Origin of the sequence: Roseovarius sp. EL26 (assembly GCF_900327775.1) — a bacterium.
Taxonomy (GTDB): domain Bacteria; phylum Pseudomonadota; class Alphaproteobacteria; order Rhodobacterales; family Rhodobacteraceae; genus Roseovarius.
Map to the genome: position 1 here is coordinate 843551 of NZ_OUMZ01000007.1, position 23032 is coordinate 866582.

At 51.6% G+C, this 23032-nt stretch carries 23 protein-coding genes; 11 read left to right on the plus strand and 12 right to left on the minus strand.

The window, feature by feature from the left end:
• Positions 1 to 61 precede the first annotated feature (61 nt).
• Entirely contained in the window at positions 62 to 913 is an 852-nt protein-coding gene (locus D9A02_RS11985) for a LysR substrate-binding domain-containing protein (protein ID WP_120501184.1), read from the plus strand.
• 104 nt (positions 914 to 1017) lie between these two features.
• Positions 1018 to 1335, plus strand: a complete 318-nt coding sequence (locus D9A02_RS11990) for a cupin domain-containing protein (protein WP_254054617.1) — start codon at positions 1018 to 1020, stop codon at positions 1333 to 1335.
• A 9-nt stretch (positions 1336 to 1344) separates the two neighbouring features.
• Here D9A02_RS11990 and D9A02_RS11995 read toward each other — a convergent pair whose 3' ends face one another.
• Positions 1345 to 3114 carry an extracellular solute-binding protein gene (locus tag D9A02_RS11995; RefSeq protein ID WP_254054688.1) on the minus strand — a complete coding sequence of 590 codons (1770 nt, stop codon included), beginning with the start codon at positions 3112 to 3114 and terminating at the stop codon, positions 1345 to 1347.
• A gap of 545 nt (positions 3115 to 3659) precedes the next feature.
• Between D9A02_RS11995 and D9A02_RS12000 the strand changes: the two genes are divergently transcribed.
• Complete coding sequence (locus D9A02_RS12000; protein WP_120501186.1) at positions 3660 to 4433, plus strand: 3-hydroxybutyrate dehydrogenase; 774 nt, start codon at positions 3660 to 3662, stop codon at positions 4431 to 4433.
• A gap of 94 nt (positions 4434 to 4527) precedes the next feature.
• Here D9A02_RS12000 and D9A02_RS12005 read toward each other — a convergent pair whose 3' ends face one another.
• Positions 4528 to 5322 (minus strand): crotonase/enoyl-CoA hydratase family protein, encoded by a 795-nt coding sequence (locus D9A02_RS12005; protein ID WP_120501187.1) that lies wholly within the window; start codon positions 5320 to 5322, stop codon positions 4528 to 4530.
• Positions 5323 to 5485: 163 nt separating this feature from the next.
• On the opposite strand from D9A02_RS12005, the gene D9A02_RS12010 reads away from it, so the two are divergent.
• Positions 5486 to 6499, plus strand: coding sequence for a patatin-like phospholipase family protein (locus D9A02_RS12010; protein ID WP_120501188.1), 1014 nt, complete (start codon positions 5486 to 5488; stop codon positions 6497 to 6499).
• On the opposite strand, the gene D9A02_RS12015 is transcribed toward D9A02_RS12010, so the two are convergent.
• Positions 6496 to 7182: a DUF502 domain-containing protein gene (locus tag D9A02_RS12015; RefSeq protein WP_120501189.1), complete on the minus strand. Its 687-nt coding sequence runs from the start codon at positions 7180 to 7182 to the stop codon at positions 6496 to 6498. The two genes, D9A02_RS12010 and D9A02_RS12015, sit on opposite strands and share 4 nt — an antisense overlap.
• A gap of 282 nt (positions 7183 to 7464) precedes the next feature.
• Entirely contained in the window at positions 7465 to 8103 is a 639-nt protein-coding gene (locus D9A02_RS12020; RefSeq protein ID WP_120501190.1) for a glutathione S-transferase family protein, read from the minus strand.
• A gap of 366 nt (positions 8104 to 8469) precedes the next feature.
• Here D9A02_RS12020 and rpsB point away from each other — a divergent pair, with 366 nt between their 5' ends.
• The 6 genes from rpsB (at position 8470) to D9A02_RS12050 (ending at position 14198) form a co-directional block, all read left to right on the plus strand.
• The gene (rpsB, locus tag D9A02_RS12025) at positions 8470 to 9258 is read left to right on the plus strand and encodes a 30S ribosomal protein S2 (RefSeq protein ID WP_120501191.1); all 789 of its coding nucleotides are present in this window, start codon (positions 8470 to 8472) and stop codon (positions 9256 to 9258) included.
• A gap of 75 nt (positions 9259 to 9333) precedes the next feature.
• Entirely contained in the window at positions 9334 to 10209 is an 876-nt protein-coding gene (gene tsf, locus D9A02_RS12030) for a translation elongation factor Ts (protein WP_120501192.1), read from the plus strand.
• A gap of 389 nt (positions 10210 to 10598) precedes the next feature.
• Positions 10599 to 10907 (plus strand): PepSY domain-containing protein, encoded by a 309-nt coding sequence (locus D9A02_RS12035; protein ID WP_120501193.1) that lies wholly within the window; start codon positions 10599 to 10601, stop codon positions 10905 to 10907.
• A 59-nt stretch (positions 10908 to 10966) separates the two neighbouring features.
• Positions 10967 to 11476 (plus strand): LuxR C-terminal-related transcriptional regulator, encoded by a 510-nt coding sequence (locus tag D9A02_RS12040; RefSeq protein WP_120501194.1) that lies wholly within the window; start codon positions 10967 to 10969, stop codon positions 11474 to 11476.
• A gap of 9 nt (positions 11477 to 11485) precedes the next feature.
• Positions 11486 to 12799 carry a ferric reductase-like transmembrane domain-containing protein gene (locus D9A02_RS12045; RefSeq protein ID WP_120501195.1) on the plus strand — a complete coding sequence of 438 codons (1314 nt, stop codon included), beginning with the start codon at positions 11486 to 11488 and terminating at the stop codon, positions 12797 to 12799.
• 274 nt (positions 12800 to 13073) lie between these two features.
• Positions 13074 to 14198 (plus strand): serine/threonine protein kinase, encoded by a 1125-nt coding sequence (locus D9A02_RS12050; RefSeq protein WP_120501196.1) that lies wholly within the window; start codon positions 13074 to 13076, stop codon positions 14196 to 14198.
• A 296-nt stretch (positions 14199 to 14494) separates the two neighbouring features.
• On the opposite strand, the gene D9A02_RS12055 is transcribed toward D9A02_RS12050, so the two are convergent.
• From D9A02_RS12055 to D9A02_RS12090, 8 genes are all read right to left on the minus strand, one after another.
• On the minus strand, positions 14495 to 15250 hold the full coding sequence (locus D9A02_RS12055; protein WP_120501197.1) for a LuxR family transcriptional regulator: 756 nt from the start codon (positions 15248 to 15250) through the stop codon (positions 14495 to 14497).
• Complete coding sequence (aroQ, locus tag D9A02_RS12060; protein ID WP_120501198.1) at positions 15250 to 15687, minus strand: type II 3-dehydroquinate dehydratase; 438 nt, start codon at positions 15685 to 15687, stop codon at positions 15250 to 15252. The genes D9A02_RS12055 and aroQ overlap by 1 nt, the downstream gene beginning before the upstream one ends.
• Before the next feature lie 323 nt (positions 15688 to 16010).
• Positions 16011 to 17000, minus strand: a complete 990-nt coding sequence (locus D9A02_RS12065) for an ABC transporter substrate-binding protein (protein ID WP_162933050.1) — start codon at positions 16998 to 17000, stop codon at positions 16011 to 16013.
• A gap of 25 nt (positions 17001 to 17025) precedes the next feature.
• Positions 17026 to 17865 carry an ABC transporter permease gene (locus D9A02_RS12070; protein WP_120501199.1) on the minus strand — a complete coding sequence of 280 codons (840 nt, stop codon included), beginning with the start codon at positions 17863 to 17865 and terminating at the stop codon, positions 17026 to 17028.
• A complete protein-coding gene (locus D9A02_RS12075) occupies positions 17862 to 18746 on the minus strand; it encodes an ABC transporter permease (protein WP_120501200.1) in 885 nt (294 codons plus the stop codon). Before D9A02_RS12075 ends, D9A02_RS12070 begins: the two co-directional genes overlap by 4 nt.
• Positions 18739 to 19518 carry an ABC transporter ATP-binding protein gene (locus D9A02_RS12080; RefSeq protein ID WP_120501201.1) on the minus strand — a complete coding sequence of 260 codons (780 nt, stop codon included), beginning with the start codon at positions 19516 to 19518 and terminating at the stop codon, positions 18739 to 18741. The genes D9A02_RS12075 and D9A02_RS12080 overlap by 8 nt, the downstream gene beginning before the upstream one ends.
• Positions 19518 to 20981 (minus strand): dihydropyrimidinase, encoded by a 1464-nt coding sequence (gene hydA / locus D9A02_RS12085; RefSeq protein WP_120501202.1) that lies wholly within the window; start codon positions 20979 to 20981, stop codon positions 19518 to 19520. Before hydA ends, D9A02_RS12080 begins: the two co-directional genes overlap by 1 nt.
• A 43-nt stretch (positions 20982 to 21024) precedes the next feature.
• Positions 21025 to 22275 carry a Zn-dependent hydrolase gene (locus tag D9A02_RS12090; RefSeq protein WP_120501203.1) on the minus strand — a complete coding sequence of 417 codons (1251 nt, stop codon included), beginning with the start codon at positions 22273 to 22275 and terminating at the stop codon, positions 21025 to 21027.
• A gap of 167 nt (positions 22276 to 22442) precedes the next feature.
• Here D9A02_RS12090 and D9A02_RS12095 point away from each other — a divergent pair, with 167 nt between their 5' ends.
• Entirely contained in the window at positions 22443 to 23018 is a 576-nt protein-coding gene (locus D9A02_RS12095; RefSeq protein ID WP_254054618.1) for a TetR/AcrR family transcriptional regulator, read from the plus strand.
• Positions 23019 to 23032 lie beyond the last annotated feature (14 nt).

Below are 23032 nucleotides of genomic sequence, written 5' to 3' on the forward strand. Positions count from 1 at the left end.
TTAGAGGCACGCTTGAGATATATAAAACGAATAGTTTAAATCTCAGGTATTGGATTTCTAAATGGAAAACTTGGACAGCGACCTATTACGAACTTTTATTGCTGTTTCTGATGCGGGCAGCGTGACTGATGGGGCAGCGCAAATTTACCGATCCCAATCAGCAACTAGCTTACAAATCAAACGGTTAGAGGATATTCTTAACAGATCTTTGTTTGAACGTCATGGTCGGGGTGTGGTTTTAACAGAAGCCGGGCAATATTTGCTGCCAATTGCGCGCGATGTGACCGCGCGATTGGATGGAGCGCTGCGCGACCTGTCACAAAATCCTCTGCGCGGGAAGTTGCGGCTTGGCATTCCAGATGATCACGGGCGGGCAAAACTTGCACAAATCATCGCGGCATTTGGTCAAACCCACGCGCAAGTTGAACTGGAGGTGACCTGTGCATTAAGTGCAGAATTTCCCGATGCTCTGATCAAGGGGCGGTTGGATTTGGCCGTGTACGAGGTGGAAACACCGCAGGATCATGAAGAGGTTCTGTATGGCGATCCAACACATTGGTTTGCTGCCCAGCACCGGGACTTTTCCACCATGGAAGTTGTGCCAATTGCCTTGTTCGATCAAGCTTGCTGGTGGCGTGATGCGGCATTGACCTCGATACAGGCAAGCGGCAGGCCATATCGCGTGGTCTATTCCAGTCAAAGCGTGTCGGGCATCATCGCTGCTGTTGAGGCCGGAGTGGCCATTGGGCTGCTGGGTCAGTCATCAATCAATGGCAACTTGAAGCGCGTTGGTGCGTCGCTTAATTGCGGGGCTACACCTGCCTCAAAATTGGTCTTGGGGCATGGGCAAATCAAAGATCACGACGCGGCAAATACTATGAAGGCCGCAATCCGATCGGCCTTTGGCGCCTGAATCCATCTTTGGAAGTGGTCTCAGCAGCTATCCCAACTGGCTATAGCTGGGGGTAGGGTGCGGGCCTAGGCTTTACGGGCTTCTCTATAACCCGAAGGGAATAAATGATGTGTTCAAGCAACGGAACAGCTTTACCGACTGTCATGATTGATAATGATCGGGTTCGGGTGACCGAATGGCGGTTTAAGGACCGCGGCGACAACACCGGTTGGCACCGGCATGAATATGATTATGTTGTTGTGCCGCTTTTCGATGGTGTGTTGGAAATAGATCTGGGTAATGGAGAAACATCCACCGCTCAGATGCAAAACGGCGTGCCGTACTTTCGCGAGATTGGCGTTGAGCACGATGTGATCAATGGCAACGATTTTGAGTGTGCTTTTGTCGAGGTCGAGCTATTGGAGAAACCTCGCGAGGCTTAACAGTAACTGTTAATCCTCTTCAAACCACCAGACCTCTGGCAGAAAACCAATGCCATCGCCGTAGATTGGGAGGGTTTCATTGGGGTATTTTAATTCCTTAAGATGTGCGATCCGACCGATCGAGTATTGATGGATCGGGATCACATACCGTCCGGCGGTCAGGATACGGTCCAACGCGCGGGTGGCTGCAATGAAGTTATCGCGGTCGGTAGCGTTGAGCATGGTATCGATCATCGCCTCAGCCGCCACGGATTTTACCCCCATCAGGTTGCGGCTGCCGGGCGTGTCAGCGGCATCTGAACCCCAGTAGGAATATTGCTCGTTTCCGGGGCTGAGGGTGAGGGCACGGCGCATAAAAGTTAGGTCAAAGTCGAACTGGCTTTCGCGTTCTGTATATTGCGCGCGGTCGATGGATTGGATGTCCAACGCGATGCCGAGGCGTTCAAGCGCGCGGGCATAGATGTCCATCATCGCGGTCGCCTGCTGGATCAACCCGTCTTGTTGCAGTAGTACCGTCAATTTTAGCGGTATGCCGTTGGCGTCCTGAAGGATGCCATCTTTCACTTCCCACCCGGCGTCATTAAGCAGTTTCATGGCCACTTGCAGGTTGGCGCGGTTGCGGCGACTGCCGTCTCCTTGAGGAAGGGCGTAGCCTTCGAGTGTGCCGGGCAAGAGCGTATCGGCAAAGGGTTTTAAAAGCTCCTGAACGTGGCCCTCAGCCGGGCCGGATTGCATGGCCAGTTCAGAATTAGAGAAATACGAGGTAATACGTGGCTGGCGCCCGCCTGTGAGGGCGTCGTTGATGTATTCAAAATTAAACGCATGGATCAGCGCATCGCGTACGCGCCAGTCATCCAGGGGTGCACGGCGGGTGTTCATCACAAAACCCGAGATTCCTGAAGGTTTTTGGTGTGGGATTTCCGACAGGATGATGTCGCCGTTTTGTACAGCCGGAAAATCATACTGTGTGGCCCATTTCTCAGCGTTGAACTCACGCACATAGGACAGTGCCTGCGCCTTGAACGCCTCTTTCATTACAGCCGTGTCGCCGTAAAACTCAATCCGGACTTCATCAAAGTTGGCAGTGCCTTGGCGTAGGGGCAGGTCTTTGCCCCAATAACCTGGATTGCGGCGCAGGGTCAGGTCACGGCCCATCTCGTAATCTTCAATAGTGTAAGGGCCGGTGCCCAGTGGGGTATTATCGGGGCCTGCTTCAGCGAAGTCTTTGCCGTCCCATTGCGTCTTGCTCAGAATTGGGCGCAGGCCAGCGATGAGGGCCAGTTCCCGGTCTTGCACATTGAAAGTCAGGCGCACGGAGCGAGGACCAGTTTGCTCTATTGCGCCAACCTTGCCCCAGAAGTTGCGATACCGCAGGCTGCCTTTGGTCCCGAGTGTTTCAAACGACCAGATGACATCTTCTGGTGTCACCGGTGAACCATCAGAAAACGCGGCCTCTGCCCGCAAGGTAAATTCGACCCATTCACGGTTCGGGCCGGTCTCAACCGATTCGGCCAAAAGCCCGTACAAAGAGAATGGTTCATCCCAGGATCGACCCATAAGGGACTCGTGTGTCAGGAATCGTAATTGCCATGGCGCACGACCTTTGATCGCAAATGGATTGAGGGAATCGTAGCGGCCGACATTGCCCGTAACCACTTTGCCGCCTTTGGGCGCGTTGGGGTTGGCATAGGGCAAAGACACAAAATCCGGTGGAAGGGCCGGGTCGCCATACATAGCTATGCCATGCGAAGGCTGCGCTGCGGACAAATGTGGGGCCATCAATAGTACAATGGTAGTTGCAATCCGGCCTGTGTGGCGGAAAAAATCTGAGCGCATCGGGGCGACTTTCTTGTAAATCACTGCTTCGTTTGAACCCGACAGTAGAGAGGGATTCACGTCTTTTCAAACTTTTAGCTTGGCTGGTGGCGTCAGATTGCTTATAAAGAGATCACTGCTCGATAGGTTTCTTGCCTGTATGAAACCTGCCTCAATAACTTAACGCCAGCTTCGCGCTGGCGTTTTTTTTGTCTTCCACATTCCGTATGGTCACCCATGCAAATCGGCTGAATCATGTGCCATGACCCATGGTTCATGGGCTTTCAGGGGGATTTTTTATTGATTGGATGGATGGTTAGCCATGATGGTGACTTAACGTCATGTGAGACACTTTAAATTGGGATGTAAGCGCCGGATGTTGGACGGACGAAGAGAATCACTCTTTCATTGCTGCGCCACCAAACGGGGAATTTGCGATCTCTAGGCACCATTTTCTTTGCAGGTGCAGCATGGCACAGTGGCACAAACGAGTCAGAGAGGAAAATTTAATGACAGTGTCTGGAAAAACCGCAGTTGTGACCGGATCAAATTCAGGAATCGGTTTAGGTGTCGCACGAGAGTTGGCGCGAGCGGGTGCAAATGTTATTCTAAACTCTTTTTCTGACCGAGAAGAAGATCATGCATTGGCAGCGCAGCTTGCCGATGAATTTGGCACGTCAGTGCGTTATATTCAGGCGGATATGTCGGATGGGGATCAATGTCGCGCATTGATCGAAAATGCGGGAGCTTGCGACATTCTGGTTAATAATGCAGGCATCCAACATGTCAGCCCGATTGATCAGTTCCCAGCTAACAAGTGGGACGCGATCATTGCGATCAATATGTCATCTGCGTTTCATACGACTGCGGCGGTTTTGCCAATGATGCGTGCGTCCGGTTGGGGCAGGGTGGTGAACATTGCATCGGCTCATGGATTAACGGCCAGCCCGTATAAGTCGGCCTATGTGGCAGCTAAGCATGGTGTTGTAGGCCTAACCAAAGTGACGGCCCTGGAAACCGCGCAAGAACCGATCACTGCCAATGCGATCTGTCCAGGTTATGTGCTAACACCATTGGTTGAAGCGCAGATCCCTGACACGATGAAGGAATACGACATGAGCCGTGAGGATGTGATCAAGAACGTCATGTTACAGCGCCAACCTTCAAAAGAGTTTGCTACGGTGGAGCAGTTAGGTGGCACGGTGCAGTTTTTGTGCTCAGATGCGGCGGCACAAATAACCGGTACGACGATTAGCGTCGATGGAGGCTGGACGGCGCTCTAAAAGGTTCTGATCACTGAGCAGACCAACCAAAGCGGGGGGCACCCCCCGCACCCTTACTGGTGTTTATGACTGCACCAAAAGTCGTGTTGTTGGGCTATTTAAAGTTGGGCGCGCGTTTTTGGAGATTGGCGAAGATGGCCTCCATCTGATTAGGGCTACCCAACAGCTCGGTTTGCAATTCTGCCTCAAGTCTTAGTGTTTCTACGGCTTGGGCGGTCCAGCTGTCGTTCATCAGGCGTTTGCCGCGGCGGATGGCATCAGGGTTTTTACTGCAAATCTGTTCAGCTATTGTGCGGGCCTTGGCCAGTGGATCATCCGTGACACGGGTAACAAGGCCAATTTCAGCGGCTTCGGTGGCTTCGACAATACGGCCGGTGAATATCAACTCTTTAGCAATGTCAGAACGAACCAGTCGGGGCAGCGTGCGGGTGATGCTCATATCCGGGATGATACCCCATTTTATCTCCATTACAGAAAGCCGTGTATTAGGGGCTGCAAGACGAATATCGGCGCCTAAAGCGATCTGCGCCCCGGCGCCGAAAGTTGCCCCACGCAGAGCGGCGATTACCGGCACATCGATTTCCTGCCAGACATAGGCGGGCTTTTGGAAAGCGTTTGCGACCTCGCCCTCAGGAACATCGAGAATGCGTGCGTTGATATCTTTTGGGGATAATGCGCCAGCAAAGAGGGATGTATCGATGCCTGAGCAGAAGTTGTCACCTGCGCCAGTTAGGATGATTGCGCGGACGCTGGGATCTTTGCGCAGCGCTTCGCCGATACGAGCCAAACCATCAAAGACCGACAGGTCAACGGCATTGTGTTTTTCTGGTCTGTTCAATGAGACTTCGGCGATGTGATTGTTACGTTCAAGGCGTACAGTATCTGTCATGGAACCTCCTGTCGTTGATAAGTATCACAGCGGTTTGGTTGGAAAGAAAGACACTTGATACGGTATCGTCGCGTCACACTAATTGCGTCAGTCAGGCGACTGGTTGGCTTTTGTACTGGGTTTGGATTAACTGCATATCGACAATGGCGCATCGGAGACAAAGATGAAACGCATCAATCTTGCCCTGCAGGGTGGCGGGGCCCACGGCGCATTTACATGGGGTGTGTTAGACCGGCTTCTTGAAGAAGATGACATCGAGATTGCTGCAATCTCGGGCACCTCAGCCGGGGCAATGAATGGCGCGGCGTTGAAGTCAGGATTGATTACTGACGGACGTAGTGGTGCGCGCGCGTGTCTCGATTGGTTTTGGGAGCAAATGGGGGCAACAGGTGATTTGCGCCTGCCAGATTGGATGGCTCAAGGCACGCCATGGTCAAATATGGTAAACCAGATGGCAGAGCTGTCGCCAGCTTATTTGATGGGAGAGGCGATGCGGCAAGTCGTATCGCCTTATGCCTATGGGCCGTTTTATCAAAACCCGTTGGAACGTATTGTACGTCAGTTTGAATACGGTCAGGTTTGCGCCGGTGATGGTCCGCAGCTGTTTGTTGGCGCCACCAATGTGCACAGCGGCAAGATCCGGATTTTTAAAGGCAATGAGATTACGCCAGAGGCTTTGCTGGCCTCGGCCTGCCTGCCGACGATGTTTCAGGCTGTGGAAATTGATGATGAACACTATTGGGATGGTGGTTATGCGGGCAATCCGGCGTTGTTTCCGCTCTTTGCCAAGGACCTGCCTGATGACATCATGATCATCAACATCAATCCGTTAGAACGCCCTGAGGTGCCCAAAAGCCCGCAAGACATTCAAAACCGGATCAATGAGATCAGCTTCAATTCATCCCTGTTACGGGAATTGCGCGCGATTGATTTTGTGCAACGACTGCTGGATCAGGACGCGATGGAGCAGGGCGCGATGAAACGGGTCAATGTGCATATGATCGCAGATGATGACTTGATGCGTAATCTGTCAGTGGCTACCAAGTTGCTACCAACACCCAATTTGTTACATCAATTGAAAGAAGCCGGTCGCGCAGCGGCGGATGTTTTTTTGGATCAGCACAGTGATGACCTGAACCAAAGAAGCAGCACTGATTTAGAAGAGATGTTTGCTTAATCGTCTTCTTCTGGGGTGGGCAGGTTTTGATCGGGGTAGACCAGCCCGGCCGAGATTACCAGTTTCGCGGCTTCTTCGACACTCATGTCCAGTTCGATCACGTCTTCCTTGGGGAAGAACAACAAGAATCCTGACGTTGGGTTTGGCGTTGTTGGCACAAAGATCGACAACAACTCACCGCTGATTTCTGCACGTTGACTAACCTCACCCTTGGCTGTCGTTGAAATAAAGCCGATCGCCCAAATACCTTTGCGGGGGTATTGGATCAGGCAAGCCTTTTCAAAACTGCGGTCGCTTTGATTGAAAACCGTCTCGGCGATCTGTTTGACGCCAGAATAGATTGACCGGACCACGGGCATTCGACTTACCAATGATTCAGCATAGGCAATCAGGGATCGGCCAATCAGACCTTTGGCAATCCATCCAATGAAGATTGTGAACAGTAAGAAGATGATAATGCCAAGGCCGCGTAGATTAATGCCGATATATTGCTCGAGCCGGAAGTTGTAGGGAATGAGCGGCAAAACAAAGCCATCAAACCAACCGATGATGGACCAGAGAAGCCAGACCGTGAGGGCCACTGGGGCGATAACGACGATACCGGTCAAAAAGCTAGAGCGCAGACGCGCAAACAGGCCCGGTTGGCGTGGTTTAGGAGGTTCTTCGTCAAACGGAGTATTCATGGGGCCCCGGGCGTTAATCTTTTTTGCTATGTAAGCAGAAAGTTACTTTGCGACAATGGGTATAAAGAAAGAGGATAAGCATTCTGCGCTTTTTACGGTTGAACGTATGATAGCTTTGACCACGAAATCCATTTTGGATCTATATCAGCGTTCAAACAAAACCTGCTAGATTCTGATGGCTCAGAGCTCGCGGCAAATCTTATCAATGCAAGCAAACAACTAACTGTGTTATTTCGACATATCGTTTTGGTGCTCTAGGTGGGTCACAAGTTTTAGTGAAAATCAATACTCTGGGTTTTCTATCCATGGCTGATAGACCTGTTGGACACTCGTTCTCTGCAGAACTTTATCAGCGATGCGCTTGGCATTGGGAAACTCAGAGATGTCCGGATGCCCCTTAGCCGGTCGCAACCAAGTGGTCAGCATAAAGAGGTAGATATCGGCCGCGCTGAACTGGCTGCCGAGCACCCATTCGTTATCCGAAATTTGATTATCAATGACTGTCCAAGTTTCCCTCAGCCGGCGGTTGCCTCGCCGCTGAGCACTTGGTTCGTCGGTCAACGTGTCAACAAAGCGATCTGGGTAATAAGTAAGTTGAAAAGCGTTTTGGACAGAATTCGAAAAATAGACCAGCGTCTGCAGAAATGTCGCGCGCGACGGATCGTCGACGGCTGGTGCTAGCCGTGCTTCGGGATGCTTGTCGCACAGAAACACCGTAATCGCGGCACATTCATACATCGCGCCATCATCCCACGACAAAACTGGAACCCAGCCGTTGGGATTGACTGCCAGCTGTTCTGGTGGGCGTGGCGTAGCCATGTCCACTGTCGTCTGAATTAGCTCGTAAGGCTCACCGATCTCTTCCAGCAGAACTCGAATTCCCATCGAGGCACTTTTTAAAGCATAGAACAGTTTATACATGCCGTTGGCCTCCTAATACGTCCGGGCTTCTATATGCAGCCCCATATGAAGTGACACTTTCAGGAAACTTTGGTTCGGTCAATTGTCTCGCTGAGACGTTCAGCAATCAACGAACTCATTTGTAGAGGCTTGGAATTTTGATACGTAGAGCAACGATTCAGAAAGAGATGCACCACTCACCATATTTTCGTTCTTGTAATAATCTAATGTCATCTGGGCTTGCGCATAACAAAACATGCGTCTATACGCGCGCTATTAATTCGCAGGCATGGGCGGGCCGTCGGGGGAGAAATCCCTGAATGTCCACCGGTTGAAGCATCCGCTTCTCATCCCGTGCCGAGGCGTAAACCGGAAAGGATAAAGAACATGGCTCTTCCTGAGTTCACCATGCGTCAGCTGCTTGAAGCGGGCGTTCACTTTGGTCACCAAACACAGCGCTGGAATCCCCGTATGGGCGAGTTCATCTATGGCTCGCGCAATGGCATCCACATCATGGACCTGACACAGACAGCCCCAATGCTGGACGTTGCCCTGAATGCTATCCGTGAAACCGTTGCTAAAGGCGGTCGTCTGCTGTTCGTTGGGACCAAGCGTCAGGCTGCGACACCAGTTGCGGATGCGGCTGAGAAATGCGCACAATATTACATGAACCACCGTTGGTTGGGCGGCACGCTGACAAACTGGCAGACCGTTTCCAAATCGATCCAGCGTCTGAAGCAAATCGATGAGCAGCTGACCGAAGGCGCCGACGGCCTGACCAAGAAAGAGCGTCTGGGCATCGAGCGCGACCAAGAGAAGCTGCAAGCGTCTCTGGGTGGGATCCGCGAAATGGGCGGCGTGCCTGACATGCTGTTCGTCATCGACGTGAAAAAAGAAGCACTGGCCATCGCCGAAGCCAACAAATTGGGTATTCCAGTTGTTGCGATCGTCGACACCAACTGCTCGCCTGATGGGATCGATTACATCATCCCTGGCAACGACGATGCGGCACGTGCGATTGCATTGTACACAGATCTGGTATCACGCGCTGCTCTGGACGGCATGACCGCTCAGATGGGTGCGGCTGGTGTTGATCTGGGTGCTTTGGAAGAAGCCCCAGCTGAAGAAGCCATCGCAGAAGAAGCCCCTGCTGAAGCAGCTGCTGCAGAAAGCTAAATTGCTTTCACGCGATTGATACGGGCGGCAGTCTAAATGCCGCCCACGACCCACGTTTTTTTAAGGAGAACCAAGATGGCGATTACAGCTGCAATGGTTAAAGAACTGCGCGACAGCACTGGCGCAGGCATGATGGATGCGAAAAAAGCGCTGACCGAAAACGATGGCGACATGGAAGCGGCTGTTGATTGGCTGCGTACCAAAGGTCTGGCGAAAGCGGCCAAAAAGTCTGGCCGTACAGCGGCCGAAGGTCTGGTTGCGGTCAAAGTTGACGGTGGCAAAGGCGTTGCTGTTGAAGTGAACTCGGAAACTGATTTCGTTGCGAAAAACGCTGACTTCCAGAACATGGTGTCATCAGTCGCAACTGCTGCCCTTGGCACGTCTGACATTGATGGGCTGAAGGCTGCGGATCTGGACGGCAAAACTGTCGAAGAAACCATCACCGCAAAAGTTGCCACCATCGGTGAAAACATGTCCGTGCGCCGCATGGCGACGCTGGAAGGCGAAACCGTTGTGGCCTATGTGCACAACGCAGCCGCTGCCGGCATGGGCAAAATCGGTGTTCTAGTTGCGCTGAAAGGCGGCGACGAGGCATTTGGTAAGCAAGTTGCAATGCACATTGCAGCAACAAACCCTGCCGCGCTGAACGAGGCCGAACTGGACCAAGCTGTTGTTGAAAAAGAAAAGCAGGTTCAAATCGATATCGCACGCGAGTCTGGCAAGCCTGAGAACATCATCGAGAACATGATCAAAGGCCGCATGAAGAAATTCATGGCTGAGATCACTCTGGTGAACCAACAGTTCGTCATCAACCCAGACCTGACCGTTGAAGCGGCTGCCAAAGACGTTGGCGCAGAAATCACCGGTTACGTGCGTTTGGAAGTTGGTGAAGGCATCGAAGTGGTCAAAGAAGACTTCGCCGCTGAGGTTGCCAAAGCGGCCCAAGGCTAAGCTTACGCTTTCTTGCTAAGATTTAAGGGCACCTCTCGGTGCCCTTTTTCATTTTGATCATCCGCCGGGCCACGTATGAGTTGGTAAGTCTACAAGGTATCAATTTGATTGATGTGCACCAATGTCGGCAATGCGCAGATAGTGCACTTTGCAATATTTGCCCAGTGCGTCAAAGCCGTCATTGGATATGGACGCGGCCAATGACCGGATCGAGCCCACTTTTCCTTTTTTGCAGCGCGACGAATGTCCGCTTTGAGTATTTGGCCCTAAACCTTTGGCCTAGGCCCTTTGGATTCTACCGAAAGTCCAATCCCTCATTGCTCCGAGAACACTCAAATCAAGGCAACCGCAATGTTGCGGCATGAAACTCCTTGGAAAGAGAATTTAAGATGATCAAACACGGAAAAACATTACTGCTGGCTGCACTTCTTCTACCTGGGGCCGCATTGGCCCAGTTCAGCGTCGGTGACGACATCGGGACAACGGAAACAGAAGTTCGTGCGGCGCTTGAGGCCCAAGGTTATGTCGTCTCGGAGATCGAGATCGAGATCGAAGACGGTAACATCGAGGCAGATGCGGTTAAGGCCGGGCAGTCTTTTGAAATCGAAGTCTCCACAGAAACAGGTCTGGTACTGGCTTTCTATGAAGACGATGACGACGGCATGGACGACGATGATGAAGGTGACAACGACGACTAAACATCTTGCGGTGCGTTCTATAGAAAGGGCGCACCGTATTAAATCTTGAAAGATAAAACATGTCTCGCTCTGCCGTTTTGTGGTCTCTATTTACGCTTCAGGCCTTTTGCTGTGCGTATTTTCTGTTGGACATGACATGGGACCTGCTTTGGCCCACGGGACCAAATAGAATTGCGGATAGCGATACTCTTGAAGCGCTTGTAACGGTTGCATTGTTCATCGGGTTGATCTTCACCGGCTCCGAGTTGCGGCACCTCCTGACTCGCCAAGACCAGTTGGACGATCAAATCAAAATCGCCTCAGGGGCATTCAACGAAGTGATGGAAGCGCGTTTTGAGACGTGGTCTTTGACTGCCGCAGAGCGCGAGGTCGCTATATTGGCGATAAAGGGATTTTCCATAGCCGAGATCGCGGACTTGCGCGAAACTAAACAGGGTACGATTAAAGCTCAATGTGCCTCCGTCTACAAAAAAGCAGATGTCACAGGTCGCTTGCAATTATTGAGCCTATTCCTCGATGATCTAATGTCAGATGATTTGATAAAAACCGCACAGCAAGCGGCCAAGTGAGGACCCAACATGAACCCTGTCGGACTTATATTGATTATCGCAACGACGGTTTTTCCCGCATATCAGTTGTTCTCGCTTCCGAATGTCGCCGACCAGATCGCGCTGTTCTCTCAGTATTTAGGATTGTCGGCGTTGATATTGATGGCTTGGGGGCAAATTCTGGCGACGCGACTGCCCGGTACCGAGGTTGTGTTTGGTGGGCTGGACAGGATCTACGTCTTGCACAAGTGGGCTGGTATCGTGGCGATGACCGCTGTCCTTCTGCATGACACGATTGATGCGGAGATGGACGGGCTGGGGCGAGAGTCTGCGCTCAACGAGCTTGCTGAGACATTGGGCGAACTCAGCCTCTATGGCCTTTTGATCCTTGTGGTGATCTCAATTGCGACCTTTATCCCCTACCATCTTTGGAAGTGGACACATAAAGCCATGGGTGCACTGTTTGCGGCCGCGACGTTCCATTTCTTTTTCATTATGAAACCCTTTGCGATGACCGATCCAGCCGGTCTGTACACTGGCTTGTTTTGCCTAGCGGGCCTTGCGGCATATATTTGGACGTTGCTGCCAGATCGCATCCGGCCGTACCATAAATACACTGTTTCAAACTTGGAAAAGACGGGCGGCGCACTGGCCATTACGATGACGCCGACCAAGAAAGGCCTTAAGGCAGCCCCCGGACAATTCGGGGTGTTACACTTCAAGGGCCATCGCTCTGATGAACCCCACCCCTTCAGCTTTTCAAAAATCAGCGAAGACGGATCGCTTCGTGTAACTGTAAAGGCTCTGGGCGATTTCACGACCCGCCTCGAGGGCTCTGTAAAAGTCGGGGAGCCGGTTTCCATCCAAGGTCCCTTCGGGAGGTTCCGTCTTTTCGGGAAAAGCTCTGAGGTTTGGATCGCCGGCGGGATTGGGATCACGCCATTTCTAGCATGGGCGCATGCACTTGACCCTAACAGTGCGACGGTTGATTTGTTTTATTGCGTAAAGTCGAAAGCGGGCGCGCCGCATCTGTCTGAGCTAGAAACCTTGGCAAAGGCCAAACCAAATCTGCGTCTTCACCTCATTGCATCGACCGAAGGACAACGGCTTTCAGCGGACATCATTGCTGAAACTGTCGTGGGAGATTTAGCGCAATCGACGGTCTCCTTTTGCGGGCCAGTGTCACTGAGGAACACATTGCAATCCGGACTACGACGCTTTGGCGTCTCAAGTCGCCGTTTTCATTTCGAGGAATTCGAGTTTCGGACGGGTATCGGGTTAAAGAACCTCGCCGCTTGGGTCTGGGAGCGACGGGCGTCGAAGGCGGCAGTTAACGCCTCATAATCATAAGCATCAAAGCAGACATTGATATTAGTTCTACGAGCAGCGGCTTTGTCCGGCTTAGTTGTCGTGTGGAAGATTGGGACGATTATCTATTGCAGAGTTTCTCTTTTAACTTTTGCGACAAAACATGCAGTGCTATAATCGCGAACAGCACGAGGCGATGGCGTCGCCGGGGGCAGAAGCCCTTTCATATTCACACATTCCTGTACGCCGGGACTTTCAATCAAGAGATTGAAGGCCCCGCCTTTGTCTCTGACAGTGCAGGAGATGCGGAATGTCTTGGTCACCCGATAAAACCCAAGTGAACAGCTGGAATGAATGGGATCCGCTGAAGCATGTCATCGTTGGCCGTGCGGATGATTGCCATATTCCGCCGGAGGAGCCGGCACTTGATGCCAAAGTTCCCGAAGACAGTGATATGCGTGGAATGTGGGGCAGGCGGCCTCAGGAGACTATTGACCGGGCCAATGAGCTGCTTGACAACTTTGCAAATCAGTTAAAGGCCCGCGGTATTCGTGTGGATAGGCCGACATCGATTGACCACTCAGTACCAGCTACGACACCCGATTTTCATACAGATAGCCAGTTTGGCTGTATGCCACCACGTGATGTCTTACTTACTGTTGGATCTGAAATTTTGGAAGCGACGATGTCATATCGTTGCCGCTGGTTTGAATATTTGAACTATCGTCCATTGATGCAGCAGTATTGGGATGAAGATCCTAACTTCCGCCACGAGGCTGCACCAAAGCCGCGCCTGACAGATGCGGATTATCATCCTGATTATTTGTCGGAAAAGATCGGTGTGGAAAAACGCCTGAAGTGGGCAGAAGAGAAATTCTTTGTCACGACTGAGGAAGAACCTTTGTTTGATGCGGCGGATGTCTTGCGCTTTGGTAAAGATCTGGTTGTTCAGAACGGGTTTACCACCAACCAAAAAGGCGTTGAATGGTTGCGTCGCCATTTCACTGATCACCGCGTACACACCGTGAATTTTCCTGGTGATCCGTATCCGATCCATATCGATGCGACTTTTACACCGCTGCGCCCGGGTTTGATTGTCAACAACCCGCAACGTCGCTTGCCCGAAGATCAGCGCAAGATGTTCTATGACAATGGTTGGGAAATTGTGGATGCCGCGCAACCAGCCCATAATGCACCACCGCCACTGTGTTATTCCTCGACTTGGTTGAGCATGAATGTTCTGGTGCTGGATCCAAAGACGGTATGCGTCGAGAAATCCGAGGTATATCAAGCCGAGCAAATGGATAAACTTGGTATGGAAGTGGTCGAAGTCGAACTGCGCGATGCTTACGCTTTTGGCGGGGGTCTGCATTGCTGTACCGCAGATGTGTATCGTGAAGGAACCTGCGAGGACTATTTTCCACAGCTGAGCTGAATGTAGAAAGTGCCGCCTTTTGCAGAGGCGGCACCTTTAGAATCCAACTGCCCTGTTTCGGGGATGAAATGGCAGTCAGGTTGCGTCGGGCACCGTTTCTATCAATACAAAACGGTGCCCAACATCCGGTTAGACCGGAAAATCGGAAGGCCTTCAGAATATTGAAAGTTACCGATTAAATGTTCCCTGGCTCAAAGCCACCACTCACGGAACCTTTCTATAATGCCCAAATTTTACCCATCCGGAAAGTAGGCGTTTTCTTACCTTAGGTTAACATTTTGAAATGCAATAAAACTTTATGCGTCCAGAACGAACATTTGATTCTGAAATGCAGCTTTAAGTACAGCTTGGGCTGTAGTTTCAACGCTTAGGGCCTCGCGTGCGAGTCGCAAGTGCTTCTCAATCGTAGCTGGTGTCAAGCTAAGCAGCAGGGCAATATCCTGTATGGTTTTGCCATCTCCGACCCAAACTAGGACTTCTCGTTGGCGGCGCGTCAATGCACGACCTGGAGCAACATAGGGCAGGGTAAGAATCCGCAAATGTACGATCGTATTCAGAGCAATTATGTCTTCTCCGTGCTCTTGCCAGATTGCGTCTGCATCTTGTTGTGACATGCCTTTGCGTGCGGTCAGCGCAATCGCACCTTTGGTTCTGGGAGAGACCGATTTGAAGCTGATGGAATAGCCTGCGACAACATCTTTGGATCTGTTAAATTCAAAAACTTTGCGCTCGGCATCAGTAAGGGTGCCCGTCTGGCTCATATCTGCCAGAACGGACCAACTGCATGCCCCCTCATTTTCCAACGACCAGCGCACCATAGGTGCGTGGAAATACAAGCCATCGCCTATAAAAACATCAGTGTAACTTTTGTCGTGATTGGTCAGCAGGACAAAATCATTGGGATCACCCAATGAGGTTGCAGTACGGTAGCGCGTATATCCATAAAGAATACGTTCAAATCCAAAATCAGCCATTTGCCGAGTGTGAAAATCCCACAACTCCTCAATGTTGGGAAGATTAAATATCTCTAGTAAGCGGCTTGTTTTTATCATTATTTATCAACATGATTCAGAATGGCCTTTATCGCCATCTGATATCCATAAGCCCCAAACCCACAGATCACACCGACAGCAACCCGTGCAATGTATGAAGTATGCCTGAAATCTTCACGCGCGTGAATATTAGATAGGTGCAATTCAATGGTCGGTATTTCGGCTGAGCTGATGGCATCCATCAACGCCACAGAGGTATGCGTATAAGCGCCAGCATTCAAAATCATTCCATCGTGTGTATTTCGTGATTTATGAATAATATCAATTAGTTCACCTTCACTATTGGATTGCCTGAATTCAATATCAATTGATAACTCAACAGCAAGTGCCAAACATTGATTTTCGATATCCTGAAGCGTTGTTCGCCCATATATTTCTGGTTGGCGTTGGCCCAGCAAATTAAGATTCGGGCCGTTCAGGATTAGGAGTGAGGTCATGTTTATATTCCTGTAATCTGCCCTAATTAATCAAGGTTACGGGAAACTGTCGACCCCCTGTATTACGATTTAGGCACCCGTGTGCAGGCTTAACGGTACCATTCAAAGGATGAGCAGAGCTCATATTCACGAGCAAAGCTTCCTTAGGAAAATTCTGGTGTTGGGCATTCGTGGTTTGATCAAGCTTTGCTGCGTTAGCTACACATTGAAAATCACCTAGATCAGCGCGGGCTTGTATCGTGCTATATAAAAACAATTTTTTACATACGTGACGATGGTAAAGGTGATGCGAAAAGCAAGTTTCCCTGCTTTTCGCGGTGGCATTAGTTCAATGCGGCGTCTGTGATTTCGGCGGTCCAAGCCCCGTCAGGCGCTTTGGTGATCACCGGATCAGAGCCACCTTCGAGCAAAGATTTCACAGTGCGCTCATAGTCGGCAACGTCCAATGCCCCGTTTGAGCCTGAGGTGAGTTTGGCAACCTCTGACATCATGCGGCGCTGGTGTTCTTCCGTCTGGGCACCTGAAGCATCATTCTCCAAAACGATATCTGCGGCCTCATCAGTATTTTCTTCGGCGTATTTCCAGCCTTTCATCGAAGCGCGGACAAAACGAACCATTTTTTCTTTGAACGCTTCATCGTTGAGGTTCTCGCCCAAGACATACATGCCGTCTTCGAGCGTTGAGACGCCTTCATCTTCGTATTTGAAAACAACCAGATCTTCTGGTGCCAGACCCGCATCAATGATCTGCCAATATTCATTGTAGGTCATTGTCGACACACAGGCGGCTTGTCCTTGCAAAATCGGATCAACGTTAAAGCCCTGCTTCAGGACTGTAACTCCACCCTCAGATCCGTCGGTTTTCAAGCCAAGTTTGCTCATCCAGCTGAGGAAGGGATATTCATTGCCAAAAAACCAAACGCCAAGGGTTTTGTCCGCAAAGTCGGCGGGGGTCTCAATCCCTGCGTCTTTGCGGCAGGTCAGCATCATACCAGACGATTTGAATGGCTGTGCGATATTAACCAGATCAAGACCCTTTTCACGTGATGCCAAAGCAGATGGCATCCAATCAAGCACGACATCAGCGCCACCGCCGGCGATCACCTGCGCGGGCGCGATATCCGGTCCACCGGGTTTGATTGTGACGTTCAGGCCCTCATCTTTGTAAAAGCCTTTGTCGAGCGCCACATAGTAGCCAGCAAACTGAGCCTGCGTGACCCACTTGAGCTGTAGTGTAACGTCATCATCAGCCTGCGCCGTAGAGGCGCCAAACATCAGCGCGCCAGCAAGAGCACCTTTTATCAGATTTTTCACAAATTTTCTCCTTGTTGGTAGCAATTTAGTTTCTTTGCGATGGATGCCAGAAAGTAACAGCTTTCTCGATTAGGGCCATCGTCCCATAAAATGCCGACCCCGCAAGAGCCGCCACAGTAATTTCCGCCCAAACCATGTCGAGCGAAAGCCGCCCAACCTCGGTTGAAATGCGAAACCCCATGCCGCGAATAGGGGAGCCGAAGAATTCGGCGACAATCGCCCCTATAAGAGCCAAAGTCGTACAGATTTTCAAACCATTAAAGATAAACGGCATGGCAGCAGGCAAACCCAACTTTAGCAGGCTTTGCCAATAGCTTGCGCCGTAGGTTTTCATCAGGTCGTTTTGAATTTTGTCCTTCGCGCTCAGACCGGCAACGGTGTTCACCAACATTGGAAAGAACACCATAATGACCACAACAGCCGCTTTAGACTGCCAATCAAAGCCGAACCACATGACCAAAATCGGTGCCATACCGATGATTGGCAAGGCGGCGACAAAATTGCCAATCGGCAGCAAACCGCGTTTTAGAAAATCAGAGCGATCAACCGCAATCGCGGTTAAGAAAGCTGCGGAACAGCCGATGATGTAGCCCGTCAGTGCTCCCTTTATGAACGTCTGCACAAAGTCTTCCCACAGGATTGGCAGGCTTGTGGCAAAACGCTGTGCGATGGCGCTTGGTGGGGGCAGCAAAATGGGGCTGATTGAGAAGCCACGCACCATCCCTTCCCACAATACAAGCAGCGAGATGCCAAACAGCGTTGGCACCAATATTTTGGTCAGCCGCGTTTGTGGGGCATTGGCAAGACGTACGTTTAAGACCCACATCGCAAGCCAGAACACAAGGGCAAATAGGATCCAGCTCATTGCAACATCCCCATTCTGCGCAAGGTGGCCCGCTCAATCACGCCGATCAAGGCCACAAGCCCCGCCGCGAGAACGGCTGCACAGATCAGAGCACTCCAGATCTGAATGGTTTGGCCGTAATAGCTCCCTGCAAGCAGACGAGCACCAAGGCCTGCGACCGCCCCGGTTGGGAGTTCACCCACGATTGCGCCGACTAATGATGCGGCAATCGCGATTTTGAGTGAAGCAAAGAGGTATGGCATCGAGCTTGGCAAGCGAAGCTTCCAGAATGATGTGCTTTTGGATGCGTTCCATGTGCGCATCTGATCAAGCTGCATATGATCCGGCGCGCGCAGGCCTTTGACCATGCCAACAACAACCGGAAAGAACGACAGATACATTGAGATGATCGCCTTGGGCAAAAGCCCCGACACGCCCACCGCATTGAGCACAACAATAATCATCGGTGCGACTGCCAGAATAGGAATGGTCTGGCTGGTGATCACCCACGGCATCACCGACATATCCATCGCGCGGCTGTAGACGATACCAATGGCCAACAAAACACCAAGTGCCGTTCCAAAGGCAAAGCCAAGCAGGGTGGCGGACAGCGTGATCCAACCATGCCAGATCAGCGAGCGTTTGGAGGTTATTTTCTTAAGCACCGTCGTTTTGTAAATCTCTTCTGCCACCTGATGTGGGGCGGGCAACAGCGGCTTATCTTGTGACATCGTATCTGAGACAAGCTCAGAAAAGGTAAGCTCTGTTCCGGCGCGCTCCGCCTTGTCTTTGGCCCAGGCTGTATTGAGCGCAACAGCTGCCCCATACCAAACCGCCAGCAGCAAAAGCAGGATACACAACACCGGCCCAACCCGGTGCCAAAGGGTAGGGGCCTTAGTCATAGGCATGTCCTGCGCGCAGGCCTTCGCGTACACGGTGCGCGATATCGGCGAATTCCTGGCTTTCGCGAATGTCGAGCGTTCTGTCGCGCGGTAGGGTGCTTTCGATCACATCAGCAATCCGCCCCGGACGTGGAGACATAACAACGATCTTAGTTGATAAAAACACAGCCTCTGGAATGGAGTGCGTTACAAACCCGATGGTTTTTTCAGTGCGGGCCCACAGCTTGAGCAGTTGTTCGTTTAGGTGATCGCGCACAATTTCATCAAGCGCGCCAAAGGGTTCGTCCATCAACAGAATGTCGGCATCAAATGCAAGCGCCCGCGCGATACTTGCACGTTGTTGCATCCCTCCCGACAGCTGCCATGGGAATTTTTTGTCAAAACCCGCCAGTTCAACCAGCTCAAGCACGTTGGAAACACGCTCAGCTTGATCTTCTTTGGTGTAGCCCATGATCTCAAGTGGCAAACGAATGTTGCCACCGATGGTGCGCCACGGATAAAGGCCGGCGGCCTGAAAAACATAGCCATAGGCACGTTTCATGCGTGCCTCGGCGGCGGACATACCGTTGACTGTCACCGAGCCGCTGGTTGGCGTTTCCAGATCTGCCATCACCCGCAAAAATGTGGTCTTGCCGCAACCAGACGGCCCAATGAACGAAACAAAATCACCCTTGTTGATATCAAGGCTGACGTCTTTCAACGCATGTACAGGCCCATCGTTTGTCTGAAAGGTCAGCGACAGGTTTTTTGCCGAAATTACCGTTTGGTTCATTAGATACCTGCTGGAATATTGAGCGGGTCACGTTGGACAGCACGTGGTGAATTGAGTGCTTTCCACTGGCTGAGCGCCTGAGAGGCCGAAGAGAACGCAGGGCGCGGTACAAAGCGGCCACGACCGGGCTGTGGTTGACTGTTTCGGCCCCAAGCCCAGATCACATCGCCACGGCTGAGTGTGAAGCGAGACTGTGCTTTGACCTCAAAACCCTCAAAAACGTTATAATCGAGAACTGAATGATGATTGCTTGGGCTTATAGTTTTGCTGATCTTGGGATCCCAAACCACGATATCGGCATCCGCGCCTTCGACAATCGCGCCTTTCTTGGGGTAGATATTCAAAATCTTCGCAACATTGGTAGAGGTCGATGCGACAAATTCTTCTTTGGTCAGACGGCCGGTTTCAACGCCCTCTGTCCACAGCACGGCAAGCCGTTCTTCCAACCCGTTTGAGCCATTGGGGATGATCCTGAAATCATCGCGACCCGCGCGTTTTTGTTCGGTATTAAATGCCGCATGATCTGTTGCCACAACTTGCAAAGACCCTGCCTGAAGACCCGCCCAAAGGCTATCTTGGTGATCTTTGGAACGGAATGGTGGGCTCATGACGCGGCGGGCGGCATGGTCCCAATCTTTGTTGAAGTATTCGCTCTCATCCAACGTCAGAAACTGGATCAGCGGCTCGCCATAAACTCGCATCCCTTTTTGACGGGCGCGGCGGATCGCCTCGTGAGTTTGCTCGCATGAGACATGAACGATGTAGAGCGGCACACCTGCGGTATCGGCGATGGTGATTGCACGATTAGCTGCCTCACCTTCCAACTCAGGTGGGCGCGAATAGGCGTGGCCTTCGGGGCCGGTGATACCCTGATCAAAGTACTTTTGCTGTAGTTCAGCAACGAGATCACCGTTTTCGGCATGCACCATCGGCAACGCGCCCAGTTCTGCGCAGCGCTTGAAAGAGGCGAACATTTCATCGTCCTCAATCATCAAGGCCCCTTTGTAGGCCATGAAGTGCTTAAAACTATTCACGCCCATCTCAACAGCATCTTTCATGCCGTTAAAGACGCCTTCGTCCCAGCCGGTGATTGCCATGTGATAGCCGACGTCCGAACAAATCTGTGGCGCTGACTTTCGATGCCATTCATTGATCGCGTTCTTCAAATCGCCATCTGCGCCGGGCAGGCAAAAATCAACAACCATGGTTGTGCCGCCAACGGCTGCCGCCCAAGTGCCGCTCTCAAAGGTTTCCGCCGCAGTGGTGCCCATAAATGGCATTTCAAGGTGCGTGTGTGGGTCGATCCCACCGGGGATGACGTAGGCGCCCTCGGCATCGATATATTCGTCGCCTTTTAGGTCCTGGCCGATTTGTTTGATCACTTCGTCTTCGATCAGAACATCAGCCTTGTAGCTGCGATCAGCCGTGCAGACAGTTCCGCCTTTGATGACTTTGGTATTCATTTGCTTAACTCCCTAGGGTCTGGCTGATGTCGGTATTAATTGTTCATTCAACAATCTGCGCCGTTTCAACAACCGCATGCAAAAGGACATCCGCGCCTGCGGTCGCCCATTCTTTTGAAATCTCTTCCGCCTCGTTATGGCTCAGCCCGTCTACACAAGGGCACATGACCATCGCAGTTGGTGCCATGCGGTTAATCCAGCAGGCATCGTGGCCCGCACCGGAAATAAGGTCTCTGTGCGAATAGCCAAGCCGTTCTGCCGCATCGCGTACGGCTGTTACACAGCCCTCATCAAAGGTCACTGGATCAAACCCGCCTGCCACCTCGAATTCAACGCCAAGGCCCATGTCTTCGCATATCTCGGTCGCCGCCGCTTTCATCCGCGCGACCATGTCATTGATTACATCCAGATTGGGTGAGCGGAAATCGACGGTGAAAACCGCCTTGCCGGGGATCACGTTACGGGAATTGGGGTAGATGTCGATATGGCCCGCAGCCCCCACGGCATCGGGGGCGTGGCTCAGCGCAATCTCTTCAACCTTCTCAAGCACCCGCGCCATGCCTAGACCTGCGTTCTTGCGCAGTGGCATGGGGGTTGATCCGGTGTGGCTGTCCTTGCCGGTAATGGTAATTTGCGTCCAGCTCAGGCCCTGACCGTGGGTCACAACGCCAATGTCTTTTCCTTCGGCTTCCAGAATAGGGCCCTGTTCGATGTGCAGCTCAAAAAAGGCATGCATCTTGCGCGCGCCGACTTCTTCGTCACCGCGCCAGCCAATGCGTTTTAGCTCATCACCAAATGTTTTGCCTTCTGCATCGACCCGCTCATAGGCCCAGTCTTGCGTATGGATGCCAGCAAAAACACCAGATGAAAGCATGGCAGGCGCATATCGCGTGCCTTCCTCATTGGTCCAGTTTGTCACGACAATCGGGTGTTTGGTTTTGATGCTAAGATCATTTAGTGAACGCAGGATTTCCAACCCGCCAAGTACGCCCAATATGCCGTCGTACTTGCCACCTGTTGGCTGCGTATCAAGGTGGGATCCAACATAGACGGGGAGGGCATCAGGGTCGGTGCCGCCCCAAGTGGCAAACATGTTACCCATCTGATCAAGGCCCATGGTGCAGCCTGCGGCCTCGCACCAGTTTTGAAAAAGTGCGCGCCCTTCGGCATCTTCATCGGTCAGCGTCTGGCGATTATTACCACCCGCAATACCGGGGCCAATCTTGGCCATTTCCATCAGACTGTCCCACAGGCGGTCGCCATTTATACGTAGGTTCGAATTTAGGTTTGGCATGTTGTCCCCCCATGGAGATTTCTTGACGGATTATTTTTTGACTATATGGTCAAGTATTGTAGGGACCTGTCCAATCGGTCAAGTTTTATTTGAAAGAATATAGAGTGCACCCAGAGCCATCTCCATCTCGTATATCCTCCAAACGATCCCAGAACCAGAAGGCGATTTTGGAAGCCGCTGAAAAAGTCTTTGCAGAATTGGGTTATGCCGGGGCGACAACGCAGCTAATCGCAGATGCAGCGGGCCTGCCAAAAGCCAATGTGCATTACTATTTCAAGACCAAAGAAGAGATCTACCGGCGTGTCGTTTACAACATTTTTGATATATGGATGGAAGCAGCAGCAGTTTTTGACACTGACCTTGGTCCTAAAGAATCCTTAAGTCGATACATCGATAAAAAGATGGATTTGGCCCGTAGTCACCCTGACGGATCAAAGGTCTGGGCAGCAGAAATCATGCATGGTGCGCCCATCATTCAGGATTATCTCGAAGGCGAATTGCTGGAATGGGCCAATGATCGTAGCGCGCATATACAACGCTGGATCGCTAACGGAGAAATGGCCCCCATTGATCCATCTCATTTACTATACATGATTTGGTCAACAACGCAGCATTATGCCGATTTCGGGCATCAGATCAGCACATTGAATGGCGGCAGGCCTTTTAGCGATGCACAATGGAAAGCTGCGAAGTTATCGATTAAGACCGTGATCCTGAAAGGTGTTGGCCTTTCCACGGAGTAGCACACAAGGTATCA